The organism is Pseudomonas sp. 1152_12 (assembly GCF_052850675.1).
The window spans coordinates 53,117-72,613 of sequence record NZ_VXCW01000005.1; the positions used below are offsets into that span (position 1 = coordinate 53,117).

At 59.4% G+C, this 19,497-nt stretch carries 20 protein-coding genes; 12 read left to right on the top strand and 8 right to left on the bottom strand.

The features are described 5' to 3' along the window. Positions 1–53 precede the first annotated feature (53 nt). Together FW764_RS10405 and FW764_RS10410 are read right to left on the bottom strand one after the other, a co-directional pair. Entirely contained in the window at positions 54–1,037 is a 984-nt protein-coding gene (locus tag FW764_RS10405) for a Bug family tripartite tricarboxylate transporter substrate binding protein (protein ID WP_083359661.1), read from the bottom strand. Between the two features lie 48 nt (positions 1,038–1,085). Beyond that, positions 1,086–2,375: an OprD family porin gene (locus tag FW764_RS10410; protein ID WP_446433861.1), complete on the bottom strand. Its 1,290-nt coding sequence runs from the start codon at positions 2,373–2,375 to the stop codon at positions 1,086–1,088. A 235-nt stretch (positions 2,376–2,610) separates the two neighbouring features. Here FW764_RS10410 and FW764_RS10415 point away from each other — a divergent pair, with 235 nt between their 5' ends. Beyond that, positions 2,611–3,282, top strand: a complete 672-nt coding sequence (locus tag FW764_RS10415; protein ID WP_083359659.1) for a response regulator — start codon at positions 2,611–2,613, stop codon at positions 3,280–3,282. Continuing rightward, the gene (locus FW764_RS10420; RefSeq protein WP_446433862.1) at positions 3,275–4,660 is read left to right on the top strand and encodes a sensor histidine kinase; all 1,386 of its coding nucleotides are present in this window, start codon (positions 3,275–3,277) and stop codon (positions 4,658–4,660) included. Before FW764_RS10415 ends, FW764_RS10420 begins: the two co-directional genes overlap by 8 nt. On the opposite strand, the gene FW764_RS10425 is transcribed toward FW764_RS10420, so the two are convergent. Together FW764_RS10425 and ygfZ are read right to left on the bottom strand one after the other, a co-directional pair. After that, positions 4,661–5,482 (bottom strand): HDOD domain-containing protein, encoded by an 822-nt coding sequence (locus FW764_RS10425; RefSeq protein ID WP_446433863.1) that lies wholly within the window; start codon positions 5,480–5,482, stop codon positions 4,661–4,663. It abuts the gene before it with no gap. Positions 5,483–5,518: 36 nt separating this feature from the next. After that, complete coding sequence (gene ygfZ / locus FW764_RS10430; protein ID WP_446433864.1) at positions 5,519–6,460, bottom strand: CAF17-like 4Fe-4S cluster assembly/insertion protein YgfZ; 942 nt, start codon at positions 6,458–6,460, stop codon at positions 5,519–5,521. 139 nt (positions 6,461–6,599) lie between these two features. On the opposite strand from ygfZ, the gene FW764_RS10435 reads away from it, so the two are divergent. Both FW764_RS10435 and FW764_RS10440 read left to right on the top strand, forming a co-directional pair. Then, on the top strand, positions 6,600–6,854 hold the full coding sequence (locus tag FW764_RS10435) for an FAD assembly factor SdhE (protein ID WP_017736358.1): 255 nt from the start codon (positions 6,600–6,602) through the stop codon (positions 6,852–6,854). Then, positions 6,838–7,284: a protein YgfX gene (locus FW764_RS10440; protein ID WP_446433865.1), complete on the top strand. Its 447-nt coding sequence runs from the start codon at positions 6,838–6,840 to the stop codon at positions 7,282–7,284. Before FW764_RS10435 ends, FW764_RS10440 begins: the two co-directional genes overlap by 17 nt. On the opposite strand, the gene nadB is transcribed toward FW764_RS10440, so the two are convergent. After that, positions 7,253–8,869, bottom strand: coding sequence for an L-aspartate oxidase (gene nadB, locus FW764_RS10445; RefSeq protein ID WP_446433866.1), 1,617 nt, complete (start codon positions 8,867–8,869; stop codon positions 7,253–7,255). The genes FW764_RS10440 and nadB overlap by 32 nt on opposite strands. Positions 8,870–9,330: 461 nt before the next feature. Between nadB and rpoE the strand changes: the two genes are divergently transcribed. The 4 genes from rpoE (at position 9,331) to FW764_RS10465 (ending at position 13,176) form a co-directional block, all read left to right on the top strand. Next, positions 9,331–9,912: an RNA polymerase sigma factor RpoE gene (gene rpoE, locus FW764_RS10450; RefSeq protein WP_003172477.1), complete on the top strand. Its 582-nt coding sequence runs from the start codon at positions 9,331–9,333 to the stop codon at positions 9,910–9,912. Between the two features lie 32 nt (positions 9,913–9,944). Continuing rightward, on the top strand, positions 9,945–10,532 hold the full coding sequence (locus FW764_RS10455) for a sigma-E factor negative regulatory protein (RefSeq protein WP_003172479.1): 588 nt from the start codon (positions 9,945–9,947) through the stop codon (positions 10,530–10,532). Positions 10,533–10,548: 16 nt separating this feature from the next. Continuing rightward, entirely contained in the window at positions 10,549–11,508 is a 960-nt protein-coding gene (locus tag FW764_RS10460; protein ID WP_446433867.1) for a MucB/RseB C-terminal domain-containing protein, read from the top strand. A 234-nt stretch (positions 11,509–11,742) separates the two neighbouring features. Further along, the gene (locus FW764_RS10465; RefSeq protein ID WP_446433868.1) at positions 11,743–13,176 is read left to right on the top strand and encodes a DegQ family serine endoprotease; all 1,434 of its coding nucleotides are present in this window, start codon (positions 11,743–11,745) and stop codon (positions 13,174–13,176) included. Between the two features lie 57 nt (positions 13,177–13,233). Here FW764_RS10465 and FW764_RS10470 read toward each other — a convergent pair whose 3' ends face one another. After that, positions 13,234–14,667 carry a M48 family metalloprotease gene (locus FW764_RS10470; protein ID WP_446433869.1) on the bottom strand — a complete coding sequence of 478 codons (1,434 nt, stop codon included), beginning with the start codon at positions 14,665–14,667 and terminating at the stop codon, positions 13,234–13,236. A 95-nt stretch (positions 14,668–14,762) separates the two neighbouring features. On the opposite strand from FW764_RS10470, the gene FW764_RS10475 reads away from it, so the two are divergent. Both FW764_RS10475 and FW764_RS10480 read left to right on the top strand, forming a co-directional pair. Then, on the top strand, positions 14,763–15,002 hold the full coding sequence (locus FW764_RS10475) for a sulfurtransferase TusA family protein (RefSeq protein WP_446433870.1): 240 nt from the start codon (positions 14,763–14,765) through the stop codon (positions 15,000–15,002). Positions 15,003–15,033: 31 nt separating this feature from the next. After that, positions 15,034–16,104, top strand: a complete 1,071-nt coding sequence (locus FW764_RS10480; protein ID WP_446433871.1) for an AI-2E family transporter — start codon at positions 15,034–15,036, stop codon at positions 16,102–16,104. A gap of 55 nt (positions 16,105–16,159) precedes the next feature. Here the strand turns inward: FW764_RS10480 and FW764_RS10485 are convergent, their stop codons facing one another. Together FW764_RS10485 and FW764_RS10490 are read right to left on the bottom strand one after the other, a co-directional pair. Next, a complete protein-coding gene (locus FW764_RS10485) occupies positions 16,160–16,633 on the bottom strand; it encodes a peroxiredoxin (protein WP_446433872.1) in 474 nt (157 codons plus the stop codon). A gap of 14 nt (positions 16,634–16,647) precedes the next feature. Next, complete coding sequence (locus FW764_RS10490; protein WP_003172487.1) at positions 16,648–17,208, bottom strand: glycine cleavage system protein R; 561 nt, start codon at positions 17,206–17,208, stop codon at positions 16,648–16,650. A 273-nt stretch (positions 17,209–17,481) separates the two neighbouring features. Between FW764_RS10490 and dapA the strand changes: the two genes are divergently transcribed. Then, positions 17,482–18,360, top strand: coding sequence for a 4-hydroxy-tetrahydrodipicolinate synthase (gene dapA, locus FW764_RS10495; RefSeq protein ID WP_446433873.1), 879 nt, complete (start codon positions 17,482–17,484; stop codon positions 18,358–18,360). Between the two features lie 17 nt (positions 18,361–18,377). Continuing rightward, on the top strand, positions 18,378–19,493 hold the full coding sequence (bamC, locus tag FW764_RS10500) for an outer membrane protein assembly factor BamC (protein ID WP_446433874.1): 1,116 nt from the start codon (positions 18,378–18,380) through the stop codon (positions 19,491–19,493). Positions 19,494–19,497 lie beyond the last annotated feature (4 nt).

Here is a 19,497-nt window from a genome sequence, read left to right on the forward strand (position 1 = left end):
TCCTGGGCCACACCCCTGATGCACAAAGGCGTGGCCGCGCGAACAAGGGGCGATTACTGAATCAGGCCGAACTCTTTGGCCAGCACTTTGTAGTCAGCCACCTGTTTCTTCACGTAGGTGTCCAGCGCAGGTCCTGTCATGGCGAACGGGAACAGTTCGCGCTGGTTGCGCAGCTTGGCGAAGTCTTCGGAAGCCAGCAGCTTGTCAAAGGCGGCTTTCCACCAGGCGTAGTCTTCATCGCTGACTTTTGGCCCGAGGTAGAAGCCTCGTACTACTGGCCAGACGATGTTGTAGCCTTGCTCCTTCGCCGTAGGAATGTCCTTCATTTCTGGCTCGTCCAGGCGCTCCTCGGAGAACACCGCCAGTAAGCGCATGTCGCCGCTCTGGATATGCGGCATGGAGTCGGAGATATCGGTACTGCCCACTTGGATATGGTTGCCCATCAATGCGGTGACAATTTCACCACCGCCTTCCAGTGCCACATAGCGCAGGTCGCGCGGATTGATGCCAGCAGCCTTGGCGACCAGCGCGGTTTGCATCCAGTCCTGGCTGCCCACGGTGCCGCCTGAGCCGATGACCACTTTGCTCGGATCTTTCTTCAGCGCCTGTACCAAGTCGTCGAGGTTTTTATAAGGCGAATCGCTTTTTACGGCGATGGCACCGTAGCTGGTGCCCACGGCTGCCAACCAACGCACGGCACTTTCATCGAAGCGACCGAACTTGCCCTGGGCCAGGTTCAACAGCGAACCACTGGACCACGCCACCAGCGTGCCGGCATCTGCCGGGCGCTGCGCCACCACTGCGTTATAGGCCACCGCACCTACGCCGCCTGGCATGTAGGTGACGCGCATTGGTTTGCTCAGTAACTTTTCGTTCACCAGCGCGCTTTGCGCCAGTTTGCAGGTCAGGTCAAAACCACCGCCAGGCGAGGCCGGGGCGATGCATTCCGGGCGCTTGGGCTCGTCGGCGGCCAGCAATTGGCCAGCGAACAGCATGCAGCCAGCGGCGAGGGCCAATTTACGCAGTGAATAGGTCATTTTTATCTCCGTCATTGTTGTTATGAGGTGCTACTACCCGGCACTTACTTACCAGAGCGCAATGCTGTAGCTCACCAGCACACGCACTTCATCCGCGTCACGGGCTGAATAGTTGGAGCGGTACGTGGCGTTACGCAGGCGCAAGGCTACATCCTTGAACGTGCCGCTTTGCACGAGGTAGCGGATCTCGCTGTCGCGTTCCCACTCTTTACCGGTCTCGCCGTTCCTGAGCTTGATGTTGTCACCTGACAGGTAACGGCTCATGAAACTCAGGCCGGGAATGCCCAGCTTGGCGAAGTCGTAGTCGTAGCGTGCCTGCCAGGAACGTTCTTCGGCGCCTGCGAAGTCGTTAATCTGCACGAAGTTGACCAGGTACGGGTCAGCGCCATCCACATAGGGAAAGGCGCTGTCGCCGGACATATGCTGGTAGCCGGCGCTGAGCTTATGGCCATTGAGGGCATAGCTGAACAGGCCGTTGAGGGATTTGTTGTCGATCTTGCCGCCACGGGCGCTGCCGGTGTCATCGCTGATAGCCAGGCGTAGGTCGGCGCCGAAGGTGCCGGGGCCCATCGGGCGTGAGGCCACCAGGCCGAGGAAGTGTTGGCGGTAGACGTCGTCGAGTTGGGCGAAGTGGTAGCTGCCGGTGATCTTGTCGGCGAACTTGTAGTCCACGCCGCCGAAGTTGAAGTGCTTGCCGGTGGCGCCGCTGACGAAACGGCTGTTCTTGTTGTTGAGGGCGATGTCTTCGTAGTCGGTAGAGTCGCGGTCCTTGGCTTTATCCAGGCGGCCACCGGTGAACACGAGGTTCTTGAATTCTTTGGACGTCAGCAGCCCGCCGTTGAAGGTCTGCGGCAGGATGCGGCCGTCGTTGGGCTTGAGGATCGGCAATTCGGGGATCAGCGCGCCGATCTTCAGCTCGGTGGCGGAGATCTTCACTTTGCCGGTCAGGCCGAGTTTGGAGTATTCGTCGACAGCCCGGCCGTTGTCGGTGGGCAGCAAGCCAGAGCCGGTGCGGTCGGGGCTGGAGTCGAGCTTGACCCCGAGCATGCCCAGCGCATCCACGCCAAAACCGACGGTGCCATCGGTGTAGCCCGATTGCAGGTTGAGCATGAACCCCTGGGCCCATTCGTCACGCTTGGATTGCTGCGCACTGGTGCCTTCGCGAAAGTCGCGGTTGAAGTACATGTTGCGGGTTTCGAGGGTGGCGCTGCTGTCTTCGAAGAAGGCAGCCTGGCTAAGCGGCGAAAAGCCGGCAAGGGCAGTGGCGCTGGCAAGGGCGGTCTGGGTAAGGCGAGAAAAACGAACAGGCGGGCAAGCCTGGGGCTGTGTCGACAGCATCGTTGTGTACTCCGTTATTGTTCTTATTTTGACGAAAACGCATCTAGGCGTTTTTCTGGCGCTACGGATCAGGTAGCTCGGTGAGCATTACCCACCGTATCTGGATGCTAAAGGGCGAACCTTTCACTAACCTTTCAGTTGCCTTTCAATGTTTTCGGGCTTCACAGGCCAGGCGGCGCCTGTAAACTGCCCGCCAAAGCGTGGCGTCGACCATGCCAGAATGAGGTGAAAATCCATGCGTGTCCTCTTGGTTGAAGACCATTTGCAACTCGCCGAAAGTGTCGCCCAGGCGCTCAAGAGCACGGGTTTGACCGTCGACGTGCTGCACGATGGGGTGGCCGCGGACCTGGCCTTGAACAGTGAGGAATACGCCGTGGTCATCCTCGATGTGGGGCTGCCGCGCATGGACGGTTTCGAGGTATTGGCGCGTCTGCGGGCGCGTGGGAAAAATCTGCCTGTGTTGATGCTTACGGCGCGTAGCGATGTGAAGGACCGCGTGCATGGCCTGAACCTGGGCGCCGACGACTACTTGGCCAAGCCGTTTGAACTGACCGAGCTGGAAGCCCGGGTCAAGGCGTTGTTGCGCCGCAGCGTGTTGGGCGGTGAACGCCAGCAGGCATGCGGTGTGCTGGTCTATGACCTGGATACCCGGCGTTTCACGGTGGGCGGTGAACTGCTGACGTTGACCTCCCGCGAGCAAGCAGTGCTTGAAGCGCTGATCGCGCGTCCCGGTCGTGTGATGAGCAAGGAGCAACTGGCCTCCCAGGTCTTCGGCCTGGATGAAGAAGCCAGCCCCGACGCGATTGAAATCTACGTGCACCGGCTGCGCAAAAAACTCGATGGTCAGCCTATCGCCATCGTGACCTTCCGCGGCCTTGGCTATTTGCTGGAAGCCCGCGATGCATAAGCCTAGCAGCCTGCGCTGGCGCCTGCTGTGGAACCTGGCACTGTTGCTGGTGGTGTTGATGCTCGCCAGCGGCATGAGTGCTTACTGGAATGGTCGCGAGGCTGCTGACACTGCTTATGACCGTACCTTGCTGGCCTCGGCGCGCACCATCGCCGCCGGTTTGACCCAGGTGGATGGCACCCTGAGTGCAAATGTGCCGTATGTGGCGCTGGACACCTTTGCCTACGACAGCGCCGGGCGTATCTACTATCAGGTCAACGACATTGATCAGAAACTGATCTCCGGCTATGAAAGCCTCCCCGGCCCGCCTCTTGGCACACCGCGCACCGATGACTACCCAGCGTTGGCGCGGTTTTATAACGCCATGTATCAGGGGCAGCATGTGCGTGTGGTCAGCCTGCTTAAGGCTGTCTCCGAACCGAACATGAATGGCATGGCGGAAATTCGTGTTGCAGAAACCGACGAAGCGCGCGAGAGCATGGCCCGTAGCCTGATGGCCGATACCTTGCTGCGCCTTGGGATGTTGGCGATCGGCGCGTTGCTGTTGGTGTGGTTCGCCGTGAGCGCGGCGTTGCGCCCGCTGGAGCGCTTGCGCACGGCGGTGGAGGAGCGCCAGCCCGACGACTTGCGGCCGTTGCCGCTGGTGGAAGTGCAGGATGAGTTCGGCCCGCTGGTTCGCTCCCTCAATCACTTTACCGAGCGCCTGCGCGGCCAGTTTGAGCGTCAGGCGCAGTTTATCGCCGACGCCGCCCACGAACTGCGCACCCCGCTGGCCGCGCTCAAGGCTCGCTTGGAGCTGGGCCTGCGCAGCGACGCCCCGGCGACATGGCGCAGCACCTTGGACGCCGCCGCCCAAGGCACCGATCGCCTGACTCACCTGGCCAACCAGTTATTGTCGCTGGCGCGCATCGAAAACGGCGCGCGGGCGATTGCCGAGGGCGGCGCGCAGTTGCTCGACCTCAGTCAGTTGGCGCGCGAGTTGGGCATGGCCATGGCACCGCTGGCCCATGCGCGCGGTGTTGCCCTGGCGTTGGAGGCAGACGAGCCGGTGTGGCTGCGCGGCGAGCCGACTTTATTGAATGAGTTGTTGAGTAACTTGGTCGATAACGCGCTGGCCCACACGCCACCGGGTGGCAATGTGATCCTGCGGGTTACGGCGCCCGCGATTCTGGAAGTGGAAGATGACGGCCCAGGTATCCCGCTGGATGAGCGGGATCGGGTATTTGAGCGTTTCTACCGCCGTAGCCAGCAGGGCGTGGGTTCGGGGTTGGGGTTGGCGATTGTCGGCGAGATCTGCCGTGCACACTTGGCGCAGATCAGCCTGCATGATGGTGAGTCGGCGGGGTTGAAGGTGCGCGTGAGTTTTATCGCGGGTTGATCAGTAGAACATCGAACGCGCTTCATCCAGCTCAGCGCGCAGGGCATCGCTGTAAGGGTCGACCCGGAGTTTCTTGGTCGCCGGTAGCGTGGCAACCGCCACGTTAGCCAGCGGATGATCGGTGCCCTGGTGGCAGTACAGCACGGCAACTTGCACCAGGTCGATGTAGTCCAGGCTCGCGGAGTCGCGCTCCAGGTCCAGGTATTGCCCCGGCAGCTTCGCCAGCATCTCCGGAAAATCCCAGCCACTCAGCAGTTTGTCCCCCAGCAATGGATGGATGCTTTCGATCACATGATTGAGGCTGACCGGGTCGGAGAGCAGTTCGTAATGGTCTTCGGCATAGGTGAGGATCGGCAGCACGCCAATCTGATGCACCAATCCGCCGAGGGCCGCCTGGTCAGGTTTAAGTTGGCTGTGGCTGCGGCACAAGGCATAACTCACGCCCGCCACTTCCAGGCTGCGGCGCCATACTTCGCGCATTTTCAGTTCGACGACTTCGGAGCGCGCGTGGAAGATCTGTTCCATCACCAGGCCGATGGCCAGGTTGCTGCTGTAGTTGGTGCCCAGCCGGGTGATGGCGGTGTGCAGGTCGGTGACTTCCTGGGTCGCGCGCATCAGCGGGCTGTTGACCACTTTGATCAGGCGCGCCGACAGAGCGGTATCGCGACCGATGACTTTGCTCAAGTGGCTGATGCTGATCTCCGGGTCTTCAGCGGCCTGACGTATCTTCAAGGCCACTTCCGGTAATGTCGGCAGAACCAGGTCATCGTTGTCGATGGCCGTCACTAAAGCCTGTTGGACTTTTTCCGCCAGCTTGTTCATTCATGCTCTCTAGGGTGCTGCAAACGAGTACGGCGATTAACGCTGGATCTCTTGATCGCGATCCAGTAGGTAAGGCAGGTCAAGCAGCTGCAGGCCGGGGCCTTCCAGGGTGCCTAAGTGCACATCGCCACTGTCTGCAGCTTCGGCTTGCAGCACGGCCAGAAGTTCAACGGATTGGTCAGCTTTTGCTGCAATCACCACTTCACCGATGGCACTGTTGTGGCTGGGCGCGAACAGCGGGGTGCCTGGCTCGGGCAATTCGGCGCTGTCGAGGCTCAGGCGATACAGGCGACGCTTGAGCTTGCCCAGGTACTGCATGCGCGCGACGATTTCCTGGCCGGTGTAGCAGCCTTTCTTGAAGCTGACACCGCCAACGGCCTGCAGATTGAGCATCTGCGGGATGAACAGTTCGCGGGTCTGCGGCATGACCTGGCCGATGCCGGCACGGATCTGGCCGAGCAGCCAGTCATTCAAGTCAGCTTGTGGCAGCTGTGCAGCCAAATGGTTGCGTAATGTTTCCGCTTGTTCGACGGGTACCCAGAGTTCGGCACGGCTCGGTGAAACACGAATGGCGATCAATGCTTCGGTGCGCACTACGCTGTCGGTCTCGGCAGGCAGTTCAAGGCCGAGGGCGGCCAGGGTTTGATCTGCATTCGACAGGCCGAAACGCGCCCAGGCGGCGCTTTCGTCGGTGAGCTTGGACTTGGAGAACACCGCGTATTTTTTCAGGTCGGCCAGTTGCGGCTCGAGCAGTTCGGTAGCCATGGCCAAGAGCACGCCATCACCTTGCAGCAGGATGCGAAAACTCGACTGCATACGCCCTTTTTGCGTGCAGCGCGCGCCGAGGCTGGCCTGGGTGTCACTCAGGTAATTGAGGTTGCAGGTCAGTTGCCCCTGCAAGAACTTGGCAGCGTCGGCGCCGCGGACGGCGAGAACGCCTTCGTGGGACAGGGGGCAGAAAAAAGCAGAGTCGGCCATGGGTCATCGCAGGTCAAAAAGTCATGGGTGCATCATAGAGGGGCGCCCGGCAAATGGATAGTTTCCGTAGGGGCGACCAAAGCCGACTGGTCCGCTGCCGTCGTGCCTGTATACTTGCGCTCTATTTGAGGAGCGCTCCATGGTCGAAGATGTAGAAATCAATCGCCTCTACTGGCACAGCCGTCGTGGCATGCTGGAGTTGGATGTGTTGTTGGTGCCTTTCACCAAAGAGGTGTACGCGACTCTTGATAAGGTGGATCGTGACCTCTACGTCAGGCTGCTGACTTGCGAAGATCAGGACATGTTCGGCTGGTTCATGGAGCGCGCCGAATCTGAAGATCCTGAGCTGCAGCGCATGGTTCGGATGATTCTGGATCGTGTCCAGCCTAAGTAATCGCTTCGAATGCCGCTGGCAGGCCTCACGGTTGTTGCTGGCGGCGTATCTGCTGGCCCAGCTGTTCGCACTGGGTGCCTTGCTCGTTATCGCGGTGCCTTTCGCAAGCCTTGGCCTGTTGTTGTGCCTGGCTCATGCCGGCTGGGTGTTACCTCGGCATATTCTCTTGACTCACCGTTCGTCGATTCGTGGCCTGCGCCGCGATGAAGACGGCTGGCAGTTATTCAGCCATGAGCGTGGCTGGCACAGCGTGCAGTTGCGTCCAGACAGCCTGGCATTACCGTTGGTCGTGGTACTGCGCTACCGGGTGCCGGGCGCGTGGTGGGTGCGTTCGATTTGTGTGCCGAGGGATTCGCAGGCTGGCGATATGCATCGGCGCCTGCGGGTACGCTTGAAGTTCAGCCGCCGTAGGTGGTTGGCACCAGAATAGTGTCGCGGGCCTCGGGCAGCATCTGCGGGTAGTCGAGGGTGTAATGCAGGCCCCGGCTTTCCTTGCGCTCCATGGCTGAGCGGATCATCAGTTCAGCCACCTGGGCCAGGTTCCTCAACTCGATCAGGTCGCGGCTGACTTTGTAGTTGCTGTAGAACTCGTCGATCTCATCCAGCAGCAACCGCACGCGATGTTGCGCTCGCGCCAGGCGCTTGTTGGTGCGCACAATTCCCACGTAGTCCCACATGAAGCGGCGCAGTTCGTCCCAGTTGTGGGCGATGATTACGTCTTCATCCGAGTCGGTGACTTGGCTTGCGTCCCAGCGGGGCAGGGCAGCGGGCATCGGGATGTGCGGCAGTTGTTCGAGGATGTTGGCGGCGGCTGAACGGGCGTAGACGAAGCATTCGAGCAGCGAGTTGCTGGCCATGCGGTTGGCGCCGTGCAGGCCCGTGAAGCTGGTTTCGCCAATTGCATACAGGCCCGGCACATCGGTGCGCCCGTGCTGGTCGACCATCACACCGCCGCAGGTGTAATGCGCGGCCGGCACCACCGGGATTGGGCCTTTGGTGATGTCAATATTGAACGCCAGGCAGCGCTCGTAGACGGTCGGGAAGTGGGTCTTGATGAAGGCTTCGGGCTTGTGACTGATGTCGAGGTAGACGCAGTCGATGCCCAAGCGCTTCATTTCGTGGTCGATTGCTCGCGCGACGATATCCCGCGGCGCCAGCTCGGCGCGTGGGTCAAAGCGCTGCATGAAGCGCTCGCCATTCGGCAGTTTCAAGTGTGCGCCTTCGCCGCGCAGGGCTTCGGTGATCAGAAAGCTCTTGGCCTGTGGGTGATACAGGCAGGTGGGGTGGAACTGGTTGAACTCCAAGTTCGCCACCCGGCAGCCTGAACGCCAGGCCATGGCGATGCCATCGCCGCAGGCGCCGTCGGGGTTGCTGGTATAGAGATAGACCTTGGCTGCGCCGCCGGAGGCGAGAATGGTGAAGCGTGCACCGTAGGTGTCGACTTCGCCGCTGGCACGGTTGAGCACGTAGGCGCCAAGGCAGCGCTCGCCTTTGAGGCCCAGGCGCTTTTCGGTGATCAGGTCGACGGCGACACGCTGCTCCAGTAATTCGATGTTCGGGCGTTGGCGGGCCTGGTCGAGCAGGGTTCTGAAGATGGCGGCACCGGTGGCATCGGCGGCGTGAATGATGCGGCGATGGCTGTGACCACCTTCACGGGTCAGGTGGAATTCGAATCCGCCGTCGTCGCTACCCGCATGTTCGTCGCGGGTGAACGGCACGCCTTGGTCGATCAGCCATTGGATGGCCTCGCGGCTGTGCTCGACGGTGAAGCGCACCGCGTCTTCGTTGCACAGGCCGCCGCCGGCGTTAAGGGTATCTTCGACGTGGGATTGCACTGTGTCGGTGTCGTCCAGCACTGCAGCTACGCCACCTTGGGCCCAGAATGTCGAGCCGTTGGCCAAGTCGCCTTTGCTCAGGACTGCAATGCGTAAATGGCTGGGAAGGGTCAACGCGAGGCTCAAACCAGCCGCGCCGCTACCGATCACCAAGACATCGTGTTGAAACTGTTGGCTCATTTGAAGGATTCCGCAAAAAGCGATCCAAAGGCTGGCGCAAACAGGACGCCTGGATCGGCGAATCAAAGGGTCACACGGGCTACTAGTATATAGAGGGGGGGAGCGGCACAATAGCCGGGCGTTTGTGGCAATGTGAGATTACAGTGCACGTTGAGGTAAAGCGTCCGGTTATTGAAGCGGGAACTTTTTGCATAAGCCCCGACTCAATAGCAGGTTGCCCGAAAGCTGGGAAAACGTTGAGTTTATTGGCCCGTCGGGAGCATTGGACGCGTCAGAAAACCGGCGAAAAGATTATTCGCGCAGCCGGCATTGCCCGTGCTGCGTTTTTCGTGTGTGCCAAATCAGTGTGCGCCGGAAACTTGCTTGGAGGGGGGAGAACTTTTGCGAAAAGTCCGAGTCTATGTTTGCAAGCCTGATCGTTTAGTTATGCAAGCCTCCTTCAAGTACAACGAGGAGTGTTCATGCTAACCCAGGAAGAGGATCAGCAGCTGGTCGAGCGCGTTCAACGCGGCGACAAGCGAGCATTTGATCTGCTAGTGCTGAAATACCAGCACAAAATTCTCGGGTTGATCGTGCGTTTTGTGCACGACACCCATGAAGCGCAGGACGTTGCACAGGAAGCCTTTATCAAGGCGTACCGTGCACTAGGCAATTTCCGCGGTGACAGTGCGTTTTATACGTGGCTGTACCGCATCGCCATCAACACGGCGAAGAACTATCTGGTGTCTCGCGGACGCCGCCCGCCAGATAGTGATGTAAGTTCAGAAGATGCAGAATTTTACGATGGTGATCACGGCCTCAAAGATCTCGAGTCGCCGGAGCGTGCATTGCTGCGCGACGAGATCGAAGGAACCGTTCATCGCACAATTCAGCAACTGCCAGAAGATTTGCGTACGGCGTTAACTTTACGTGAATTCGATGGTCTGAGTTACGAAGACATTGCGAGCGTCATGCAGTGTCCGGTGGGGACTGTAAGGTCACGGATTTTCCGGGCCCGGGAAGCCATCGATAAAGCCTTGCAACCGTTGTTGCAGGAAAACTAAAGACAGCGGCGACAGCCAAGAGAGGAACCGCCATGAGTCGTGATGCCCTGCAGGAATCGCTGTCCGCAGTGATGGATAACGAAGCGGATGAACTGGAACTTCGTCGAGTGCTTAACGCATTTGATGATGCCGAAACCCGTGATACCTGGTCTCGTTACCAAGTCGCTCGGGCGGTGATGCACAAGGATCTTCTAATCCCTCGTCTGGATATTGCTGCGGCCGTTTCTGCTGCGCTGGCTGATGAAGCCGTTCCGGCAAAAGCTGCTCGTGGCCCATGGCGTAGTCTGGGTCGTCTGGCAGTGGCTGCTTCGGTGACTGTTGCTGTACTGGCCGGTGTTCGCCTGTATAACCAGGACGAAATCGCGGGTGCCGAACTGGCCCAACAGACTCAGCAACCGGTAATGGCCGGCCCGCAAGTCAAAGGCCCTGCCGTACTGGCCGGCTACAAGGAAAGCTCTGACACTACCGGCCCTATGGCCAACGGTGTACTTCAAGGGCAATCTGGCTGGCAGGATCAGCGTCTTCCAGGCTATCTGCGCCAACACGCGCAGGAATCGGCACTGAAAGGCACTGAAAGCGCTTTGCCATACGCTCGTGCAGCAAGTCTGGAAAACCGCTAAACCGCTAAGGGGCCCTATGCGCGCCATACCGCTCCTTGCGCTTTTGCTCAGTGGTTGTTTTGCACTATCCGCCCATGCCGACGAAGCCCAAGACTGGCTGAATCGACTTGGGCGTGCAGAGCAGCAGCAGAGCTTTGCAGGTACGTTCGTCTACGAGCGTAACGGCAGTTTTTCTACCTATGACATCTGGCATCGCGTCCAAGATGGTCAAGTCCGCGAGCGGCTTTTGCAGCTTGACGGCTCGGCTCAGGAAGTCGTGCGCGTCGATGGTCGGACACAATGCGTCAGTGGCACATTGGCCGCAGGTGTTGGTCACTCCCCTGATGCGCCGTCGCGTGCACTTGATCCGCAAAAACTCACTCAATTCTACGAACTGTCCGTCATCGGAAAGTCTCGCGTGGCCGGTCGTAGCGCGGTGATTGTGTCGATCACACCGCGCGATCAATATCGATACGGCTTCGAGTTGCACTTGGATCGTGAAACAGCGCTGCCGCTCAAATCTTTACTGCTCAATGATCGGGGCCAGCTGTTGGAGCGCTTTCAGTTCACCCGATTGAGCACTTCGCCAGCATCCTCTGATCGCGACTTACAGCCCAGTAGTGAATGCACACCTGTAGCTGTTTCGAAGAGCAAAGCGCCTGAAGTTCCGGCTACTCATGCGTGGCACCTGGATTGGTTGCCTCCGGGTTTCCAGCTCACCAGTAGCAGTGCGCGTAGAGATACCCAAACTAAATCCACCGTAGACAGCCTGATGTATGACGACGGGCTGGCGCGGTTTTCGGTGTTTCTCGAGTCAACCGACGGTGCGAGCGTGAGTGAAACCCGCACGCAGCTGGGCCCAACCGTTGCCGTGTCGCGCCGTTTGAACACAGTCGATGGTGAAGTAATGGTGACGGTCGTCGGCGAAATTCCTATCGGCACTGCCGAGCGCATCGCGCTCTCGGTGCGCGGCGAAAAGACGGCCGCCAAGCCATGAGTCGTTAATCCTATGTTCATCCTTACCTTTCAATCTGCGCCTATGGCTGCTTGGGTGCTGAGAACATGAAATTTCTGGATCAGTATTTTCACTTGCAAAATATCCCCATGTTTTTTATAGGTCAGGGCTTAGCGGCCCTGACCTTGTTTTGTTCGCGGAGCAAAGATGTCGGTCGCAGTTTTCGGCGTTTCTTGAACCTTGTCGCTCAACCCTGCTCGTCGTAACGGGAGCTGTATGTCGATACCACGTTTGAAGTCTTATCTATCCATAGTCGCCACGGTATTGGTGTTGGGTCAGGCCGTGTCCGCGCAAGCGGCCGAGCTGCCTGACTTCACCCAGCTGGTGGAGCAGGCCTCGCCTGCCGTGGTGAATATCAGCACCACGCAAAAACTGCCGGATCGCAAAGTCTCGAACCAGCAGATGCCCGACCTGGAAGGCTTGCCGCCGATGCTGCGCGAGTTCTTCGAGCGCGGTATGCCCCAGCAGCGTTCCCCTCGTGGCGGTGGGCAGCGTGAGGCTCAGTCCCTGGGGTCGGGCTTTATCATTTCTCCCGATGGCTACATCCTCACCAACAATCACGTGATTGCCGACGCTGATGAGATCCTTGTGCGCCTGGCTGATCGCAGTGAGCTGAAAGCCAAGCTGGTCGGCACTGACCCGCGTTCCGACGTAGCCTTGCTGAAAATCGAAGGCAAAGATCTGCCCGTACTGAAGCTGGGGAAATCCCAGGACCTGAAAGCCGGGCAGTGGGTCGTCGCGATCGGCTCACCGTTCGGCTTTGACCATACCGTCACCCAAGGTATTGTCAGCGCCATTGGCCGCAGCCTGCCGAACGAAAACTACGTACCGTTCATCCAGACCGACGTGCCGATCAACCCGGGTAACTCCGGTGGTCCGTTGTTCAACCTGGCGGGCGAAGTGGTCGGGATCAACTCTCAGATCTACACCCGTTCCGGTGGGTTCATGGGTGTATCCTTCGCCATTCCAATCGACGTGGCGATGGATGTATCCAACCAGCTGAAAAACGGTGGCAAGGTCAGCCGTGGCTGGTTGGGTGTAGTGATCCAGGAAGTGAACAAAGACCTGGCCGAGTCCTTCGGGCTTGATAAGCCGGCCGGTGCTCTGGTTGCGCAGATCCAGGACCACGGGCCTGCTGCCAAAGGTGGCCTGCAAGTAGGCGACGTGATCCTGAGCATGAATGGTCAGCCGATCGTTATGTCTGCCGACCTGCCGCATTTGGTCGGTGCGCTCAAAGCTGGTAGCAAAGCCAAGCTGGAGGTGATTCGTGAAGGTAAGCGCCAGACTGTTGAACTGACCGTAGGCGCGATTCCGGAAGAGGGTGCCACCCTGGATGCCCTGGGCAATACCAAGCCGGGTGCCGAGCGCAGCAGCAATCGCCTGGGTATCGCTGTGGCCGAGCTGACTGATGAGCAGAAAAAGAGCTTCGACCTTAAAAGCGGCGTAGTGATCAAGGAAGTGCAGGACGGTCCTGCCTCTATGATCGGCCTGCAGCCAGGTGACGTGATCACCCACCTGAACAATCAGGCCATCGACACCACCAAGCAATTCACTGACATCGCCAAGGCGCTGCCGAAGAACCGTTCGGTATCGATGCGCGTGTTGCGTCAAGGGCGTGCAAGCTTCATCACCTTCAAGCTGGCTGAGTAGTCCGCTAGATCAATAAAAAGCCCCGCGAAAGCGGGGCTTTTTTTGTGGACGATGGATTTAGTTCATCATCCCTTTTACCAGGCGCTCCTGCTCGATCAGCTCGCGCTGGCGTGCGTCGATACGCGAAGACAGCGGGAAGTTGTTGCCAGCGCGGCGCTTGGCGAAGTCCAGTTGCTGAATGGCCTGCTGGAAGTCGCCCACCAATGCAAAGTACTCGGCGCGGGCTTGATGCAGGCCGATGATGTTGCCGGACAGTCCGCGAGTCTCGGCGACCTGATACCAGACATCCGGATCATCCGGACGGGATTTGAGCAGCGCATCCAAAGCCTTCTCCGCATCAGCGGTGCGATTCTGCTTGAGCAGCAGGTCTACCCGTACCTGATTCAGCGGATAATTGCCGGGGTATTGGGTGAGCATGCGGTCAGTGCGTTGTTGTGCATCAGGCAAGCGGTTGTTGGTGATGTCCAGCTCGATCTGCGCCAAGTTGTAAGTGATGTCGTTGGGCGCCTTGGCCAGCAGCGGCGCCAGGGTTTCTCGCGCTTGCTTGAGTTGAGTGCCCTTGATCTGGGCGATGGCCAAGCCGTAGCGTGCCACGTCGTTTTTCGGGTTCTCGTCCAACTGCGCCTGGAAGCGTTTGGCCGCGAGGCCCGGTGTGTCTTCGTATTGCAACTGCACCCGTGCGCGAATCAACTGATAGCGCAGGCTGTCCTCCTTGCCGCCGGGTTTGGCTTGCTCGGCGCGGTTGCGGGTATCGGCGATCCGTGACTCGGTAACTGGGTGAGTCAGCAGAAACTCCGGCGGCTTGGCGTCAAAACGGTATTGGCGCATCAGGCGTTCGAACATGGTCGGCATGGAGCGCGGGTCATAACCGGCTTTTTCCAAGTTAAGGATACCGATGCGGTCAGCCTCTTGTTCGTTTTGGCGGGAGAACCGGCGTTGCTCCTGGATTGCCGCCGCCTGGCTGCCGGCAATCGCGGCGATACCGGCATCACCTGCACCCGCTGCCGCCGCAATAATGCCGCCGAGCAAAGCAGCCATCATCGGGATCTGCATGCGCGACTGCGCCTCCACGCCCCGTGCAAAGTGGCGTTGGGACAAGTGCGCCAGTTCGTGGGCGAGTACCGAGGCATATTCGCCTTCGGTCTGGGCATTGAGGAACAGGCCACCATTGACTCCCACAATCCCGCCAGGGGCGGCAAAGGCGTTGAGCTGCGGGCTGTTGATCAGGATGAACTCCAGGCGCCGGTCATTGACCTGGCTGGTCTCCACCAGCTTGTACACGCTGGTCTCGACGTAGTCCTTGAGCTGCGGGTCATTGAGCTGCGAGACCTGGCCGCGCAAGTAGGCCAGCCATGCACGGCCCAGTTGGTATTCTTGTTGTGGCGAGACAATCGCAGAACTGGCGTCGCCGAGTGACGGCAGGTCGTCAGCGAAGGCCGGAGAGGCCAACAGGCAAGCCAGCGTCAGCAGGGTGGGGCGCAAAAAAGTCATGCACAGAGCCTTTCGACAAAGAGATTACTGTAGCCGGACACTGAGCCTCGGACCAGATATTCTAAGCACCCTAAACACTTGTCCGGAGTAATACCATGACCGACGCTGTAGCCTTTGATGCCGAACTCGATGCCAGCGGCCTCAATTGCCCGTTGCCGTTGCTCAAGGCCAAGCTGGAGCTCAATCGATTGGCCAGTGGTGCAGTGCTCAAGGTGATCGCCACGGACGCAGGCTCCCAGCGCGATTTCCGCATGTTTGCCAAGTTGGCTGGCCACTCCCTGTTGCATGAAGAAGACGCCGCCGGTGTATACCGTTATTGGTTGCGCAAGGCCTGAACCGGTTGCCCCCACCACCCGAGGTTGATTGATGTTCAAAGTGTTACGAGACTGGATTCAGCGCTACTTCTCCGATGAAGAAGCCGTGGTGCTGGCGGTCCTGCTGTTCCTGGCCTTTACCGCCGTACTCACCTTGGGCGGCATGTTGGCACCGGTGCTGGCAGGAATGGTGTTGGCGTACCTGATGCAAGGCCTGGTCACTACCCTGGAGCGCTTGCGCTTGCCAGGCGCAGTGGCGGTGGGCTTGGTGTTTGCCTTGTTCATGGGGCTGCTGGTGGTGTTCATAGTGGTGGTGTTGCCATTGCTGTGGCATCAACTGATCACGCTGTTCAATGAGCTGCCGGGTATGCTCGCCAAGTGGCAATCACTGTTGCTGTTGTTGCCAGAGCGCTATCCACATCTGGTGTCGGACGAGCAGGTACTGCAGGCCATCGAAGTGGCGCGCGGCGAAATCGGAAAATTCGGGCAATGGGCGTTGACCTTTTCCCTGTCCAGCCTGCCGCTGCTGGTCAATATCATGATCTACCTGGTGCTGGTGCCGATCCTGGTGTTCTTCTTCCTCAAGGATCGCGCGATGATCGGCCGCTGGGTAAGCGGTTACCTGCCGCGTGAACGGGCGCTGATCACTCGCGTGGCCGAGGAGATGAACCGGCAGATCGCCAATTACATCCGTGGCAAGGTCATTGAGATTGTTATCTGCGGGGGCGTCACCTACATTGCTTTCGTCGCGCTCGGGCTGAACTACGCAGCATTGCTGGCGTTGCTGGTGGGCGTGTCAGTGGTGGTGCCGTATGTCGGCGCGGTAGTGGTGACGGTGCCGGTGATGTTAATCGCGTTGTTCCAGTGGGGCTGGAGTGACCAGTTCATCTACCTGATGGCGGTATACGGCATTATCCAGACGTTGGATGGCAACGTGCTGGTGCCTCTGCTGTTCTCGGAGGCCGTCAACCTGCACCCTGTGGCGATCATCTGCGCCGTGTTGTTGTTTGGTGGGTTATGGGGGTTTTGGGGCGTGTTCTTTGCGATTCCCCTGGCGACACTGTTCAAGGCCGTACTGGATGCGTGGCCGCGACGGGAACCGGTGGTGGCGCCGCTGTTGTAACACCTGTGGCGCGCGAGCAAGCTCGCTCGCCACACAAGCTCGCTCCAGGGCGAATTCAAGCCTTGTTCAGCGCCTGCGCCGCTGCCAAGACGGCATCCACATGCCCAGGCACTTTCACACCACGCCATTCCTGACGCAGTACGCCATCCTTGTCGATCAAAAAGGTGCTGCGATCAACGCCCAGGTATTCCTTGCCGTAAAGCTTCTTCAGTTTGATCACATCAAACAGCTGGCAAACCGCTTCGTCCTTGTCGCTGATCAGTTCGAAGGGAAACGCCTGCTTGCCCTTGAAGTTTTCGTGGGACTTCACGCTGTCGCGCGATACGCCGAATACCTCTGTGTTGGCGGCCTTAAATGCCGCGTACTGGTCCCTAAAACCCTGGCCTTCGGTGGTGCAGCCCGGCGTGCTGTCTTTGGGATAGAAGTAGATCACCACGTGCTTGCCCTTGAGGGCAGCGAGGCTGAAGGTCAGGCCGCTGGTGGCCTGGGCTTCGAAATCGGCCACGGGTTTGTCGATGGCTACCGGCATGGATAAATACTTCCTTACATTGGGTTCTGTGGGCGCCATGGCTCGATCAAAGCGTCGAGGTTCAAGGCATCGGCGAAATCCAGGAACTGGTCACGCAGCCAACTGATCTGCACGCCGGCCGGCAAGGTCACGGTGAACGTGGCATTGAGCATGGTGCCGCCGGTTTGTGGCGCCTGGTAAGTGTCGCAGGTCAGGTTTTCCAGTTCGACGTTGTGGTCGATAAAGAACTGGCACAGCTCGTTAACGATGTCCGAACGGTAGGCCGAGCTGACATACGCCACATAAGGCAGGGCCTGTGGGCGGTTTTCCAGTGCGGCGCTGCGAACCACATTGACCGTGAAGTCGTGCTTCTTGGCCAGGCCAGGCAGACCCGTCTCCAGGCGCGCCAGGGCGTCCCAGGTACCGGAAATCTGCAGCACCAGCGCACTGCACTCGCCGTGGCGGGTGAGGCGGGAAGTCACGACGGCGCAACGGTTTTCATGGCTGGCGCGGCACAGGACGTTGGTCAGCTCCATGGGGTTGGCGCCGAGGGCACTGATAACAAGGAATTGTTCGCGAACTGTGGGGGTGGACATGCAGCCTTCCTAAAACGATGAGCGGTCGACACGGTGAGGGCTGTATCGATCAAAGGATGAAGGGTAGCGAAAACCGTCGCGAAGGGATAGGAGGTGGCGTTTTCATTGCGTGATCGGTCTGATTTCACCGTGCTTCAAGCCACGCTTTGGCCCGATGATGGCATTGCCCGTCGTTTAGTTGGTCCAGAACGCATCCTCAGGCGGTACTTCGCTTGTACAAGCATCTTGGCGCCAGTACCATTACGGCTCTCTTTTTCCGGCAGGAGCGGTTGCATGATTGCGGGCAGTATGGTGGCACTGGTCACACCCATGGATGCACAAGGTCATCTCGACTGGGACAGCCTTGGCAAACTGGTGGACTTCCACCTGCAAGAAGGCACCAACGCCATTGTGGCGGTCGGCACCACGGGTGAATCGGCCACGCTGGATGTGGAAGAACACATCCAGGTGATCGAGTTCGTGGTCAAGCGCGTCGCGGGCCGTATCGCCGTGATCGCCGGTACGGGCGCCAACTCGACGCGTGAAGCGATCGAGCTGACCAAAAACGCCAAGAACGCCGGCGCCGATGCCTGCCTGCTGGTGACCCCTTACTACAACAAGCCAACTCAGGAAGGCCTGTACCAGCATTTCCGCACCATTGCCGAAGCCGTTGATATCCCGCAGATTCTCTATAACGTACCCGGCCGCACCGCCTGTGACATGAAAGCTGAGACCGTGATCCGCCTGTCTACTGTGCCGAACATCATCGGTATCAAGGAAGCCACCGGTGACCTGCAGCGCGCCAAGGACATCCTGGCTGGCGTGAGCAGCGACTTCCTGGTGTATTCCGGTGACGACGCCACGGCTGTCGAACTTATCCTGCTGGGTGGCAAAGGCAACATCTCGGTGACCGCCAACGTTGCCCCGCGCGCCATGAGCGAACTGTGCGCCGCCGCCATCGCGGGTGACGCCGTGACCGCCCGCGCGATCCACGAGAAACTGATGCCGCTCAACAAGACACTGTTTATTGAATCCAACCCTATTCCCGTGAAATGGGCGCTGTTTGAGATGGGCCTGATGCCGGACGGTATCCGTCTGCCGCTCACCCGGCTCAGCGAAGCCTGTCACGAACCGCTGCGACAGGCCCTGCGCCAGTCCGGCGTCCTGGTTTAATTGAGGAAGCACTACGCATGAAGCGATTGGCCGGACTTTCCGCACTTGCCTTGATTATCTCCAGCACCAGTGGTTGCGGTTGGATTTGGGGCCCGGATGGTTACTTCCGTGACCGCGGTAGCGATTACCTGGAAGCACAAGCAACCAAGCCGATGCAACTGCCGCCGGACGTCAATGTCGCCAAGCGCCTTGACCCGTTGCTGCCGATTCCGCGCAACGTTGCGGACGACACCACCAAGGGTGAGTACGTGGTGCCACGGCCACAGCCGATCTCGGCCGTGGCGGACGCCAGCGATTACAGCCTGCAGAAGAGCGGTGACAACCGCTGGATCATCGCCCAGCGCCCACCTGCCGAAGTCTGGCCGGTGGCGCTACAGTTCTTCCAGGACAATGGCTTTCGCATTGACCAGCAACGCCCGCAGACCGGTGAGTTCACCACTGCATGGCAGCACAGCAGCGAACTGTCCGCCAACATGGCCCAGCGCCTGCAGGCCAGTGGTGTAGCCGCTGGCAACGAAGCCCGTGTGCGTGTGCGCATCGAGCCAGGCGTGCAGCGCAATACCAGTGAAGTCTATGTGGTGAGCGCCGAGCGTCCGGCTGGCAGCACCGCAAACGTCGATTTCACTCAGCGCTCGGTCAACATGGGCGTTGATGCCGCGCTGGTCGACGAGATGCTGGCCAGCATGAGCCGTATCTCCGAGAAGGGCGGTTCGGTTTCCCTGCTCGCCGCGCGTGATTACGACACCCCTAACCGCGTCAGCCTCACCGAAGACGGCAGCGGCAACGTGGTGCTGAACTTGGGTGAAGACCTCGACCGTGCCTGGGCCAGTGTTGGTCGCGCGTTGGAGCAGGGCCCTTGGCGCGTTGAAGACATCAACCGCAGCCTGGGCTTGTACTACATCAACGTGGCTGAAAAGGCCGAGAAGAAAGACGACGAGCCTGGTTTCTTCGGCAAATTGTTCGGCAGCAAGCCGACCAAGGAAGAGATCGAAACCCGTGCCGAGCGTTACCAGGTTCGTTTGAGCAAGGTTGGCGAAAGCGTACAAGTCACCGTCGAGAAAAACATCAACACCGTTGCGCCCGCTGAAACAGCGCGCAAAGTGTTGGGCGTGATTCAGGACAACCTGGGCTGATCTG

What these genes read in the sequence shown, in the direction of transcription:
- FW764_RS10420 (WP_446433862.1), top strand. Translation starts at nt 3,275, where the DNA reads ATGCATAAGCCTAGCAGCCTGCGCTGGCGCCTGCTGTGGAACCTGGCA.
- FW764_RS10490 (WP_003172487.1), bottom strand. Translation starts at nt 17,208, where the DNA reads ATGTCCACCCCCACAGTTCGCGAACAATTCCTTGTTATCAGTGCCCTC.
- FW764_RS10465 (WP_446433868.1), top strand. Translation starts at nt 11,743, where the DNA reads ATGTCGATACCACGTTTGAAGTCTTATCTATCCATAGTCGCCACGGTA.
- dapA (WP_446433873.1), top strand. Translation starts at nt 17,482, where the DNA reads ATGATTGCGGGCAGTATGGTGGCACTGGTCACACCCATGGATGCACAA.
- ygfZ (WP_446433864.1), bottom strand. Translation starts at nt 6,460, where the DNA reads ATGGCCGACTCTGCTTTTTTCTGCCCCCTGTCCCACGAAGGCGTTCTC.
- FW764_RS10415 (WP_083359659.1), top strand. Translation starts at nt 2,611, where the DNA reads ATGCGTGTCCTCTTGGTTGAAGACCATTTGCAACTCGCCGAAAGTGTC.
- rpoE (WP_003172477.1), top strand. Translation starts at nt 9,331, where the DNA reads ATGCTAACCCAGGAAGAGGATCAGCAGCTGGTCGAGCGCGTTCAACGC.
- FW764_RS10475 (WP_446433870.1), top strand. Translation starts at nt 14,763, where the DNA reads ATGACCGACGCTGTAGCCTTTGATGCCGAACTCGATGCCAGCGGCCTC.
- bamC (WP_446433874.1), top strand. Translation starts at nt 18,378, where the DNA reads ATGAAGCGATTGGCCGGACTTTCCGCACTTGCCTTGATTATCTCCAGC.
- FW764_RS10485 (WP_446433872.1), bottom strand. Translation starts at nt 16,633, where the DNA reads ATGCCGGTAGCCATCGACAAACCCGTGGCCGATTTCGAAGCCCAGGCC.
- FW764_RS10470 (WP_446433869.1), bottom strand. Translation starts at nt 14,667, where the DNA reads ATGACTTTTTTGCGCCCCACCCTGCTGACGCTGGCTTGCCTGTTGGCC.
- FW764_RS10455 (WP_003172479.1), top strand. Translation starts at nt 9,945, where the DNA reads ATGAGTCGTGATGCCCTGCAGGAATCGCTGTCCGCAGTGATGGATAAC.
- FW764_RS10480 (WP_446433871.1), top strand. Translation starts at nt 15,034, where the DNA reads ATGTTCAAAGTGTTACGAGACTGGATTCAGCGCTACTTCTCCGATGAA.
- FW764_RS10405 (WP_083359661.1), bottom strand. Translation starts at nt 1,037, where the DNA reads ATGACCTATTCACTGCGTAAATTGGCCCTCGCCGCTGGCTGCATGCTG.
- FW764_RS10425 (WP_446433863.1), bottom strand. Translation starts at nt 5,482, where the DNA reads ATGAACAAGCTGGCGGAAAAAGTCCAACAGGCTTTAGTGACGGCCATC.
- FW764_RS10460 (WP_446433867.1), top strand. Translation starts at nt 10,549, where the DNA reads ATGCGCGCCATACCGCTCCTTGCGCTTTTGCTCAGTGGTTGTTTTGCA.
- nadB (WP_446433866.1), bottom strand. Translation starts at nt 8,869, where the DNA reads ATGAGCCAACAGTTTCAACACGATGTCTTGGTGATCGGTAGCGGCGCG.
- FW764_RS10410 (WP_446433861.1), bottom strand. Translation starts at nt 2,375, where the DNA reads ATGCTGTCGACACAGCCCCAGGCTTGCCCGCCTGTTCGTTTTTCTCGC.
- FW764_RS10435 (WP_017736358.1), top strand. Translation starts at nt 6,600, where the DNA reads ATGGTCGAAGATGTAGAAATCAATCGCCTCTACTGGCACAGCCGTCGT.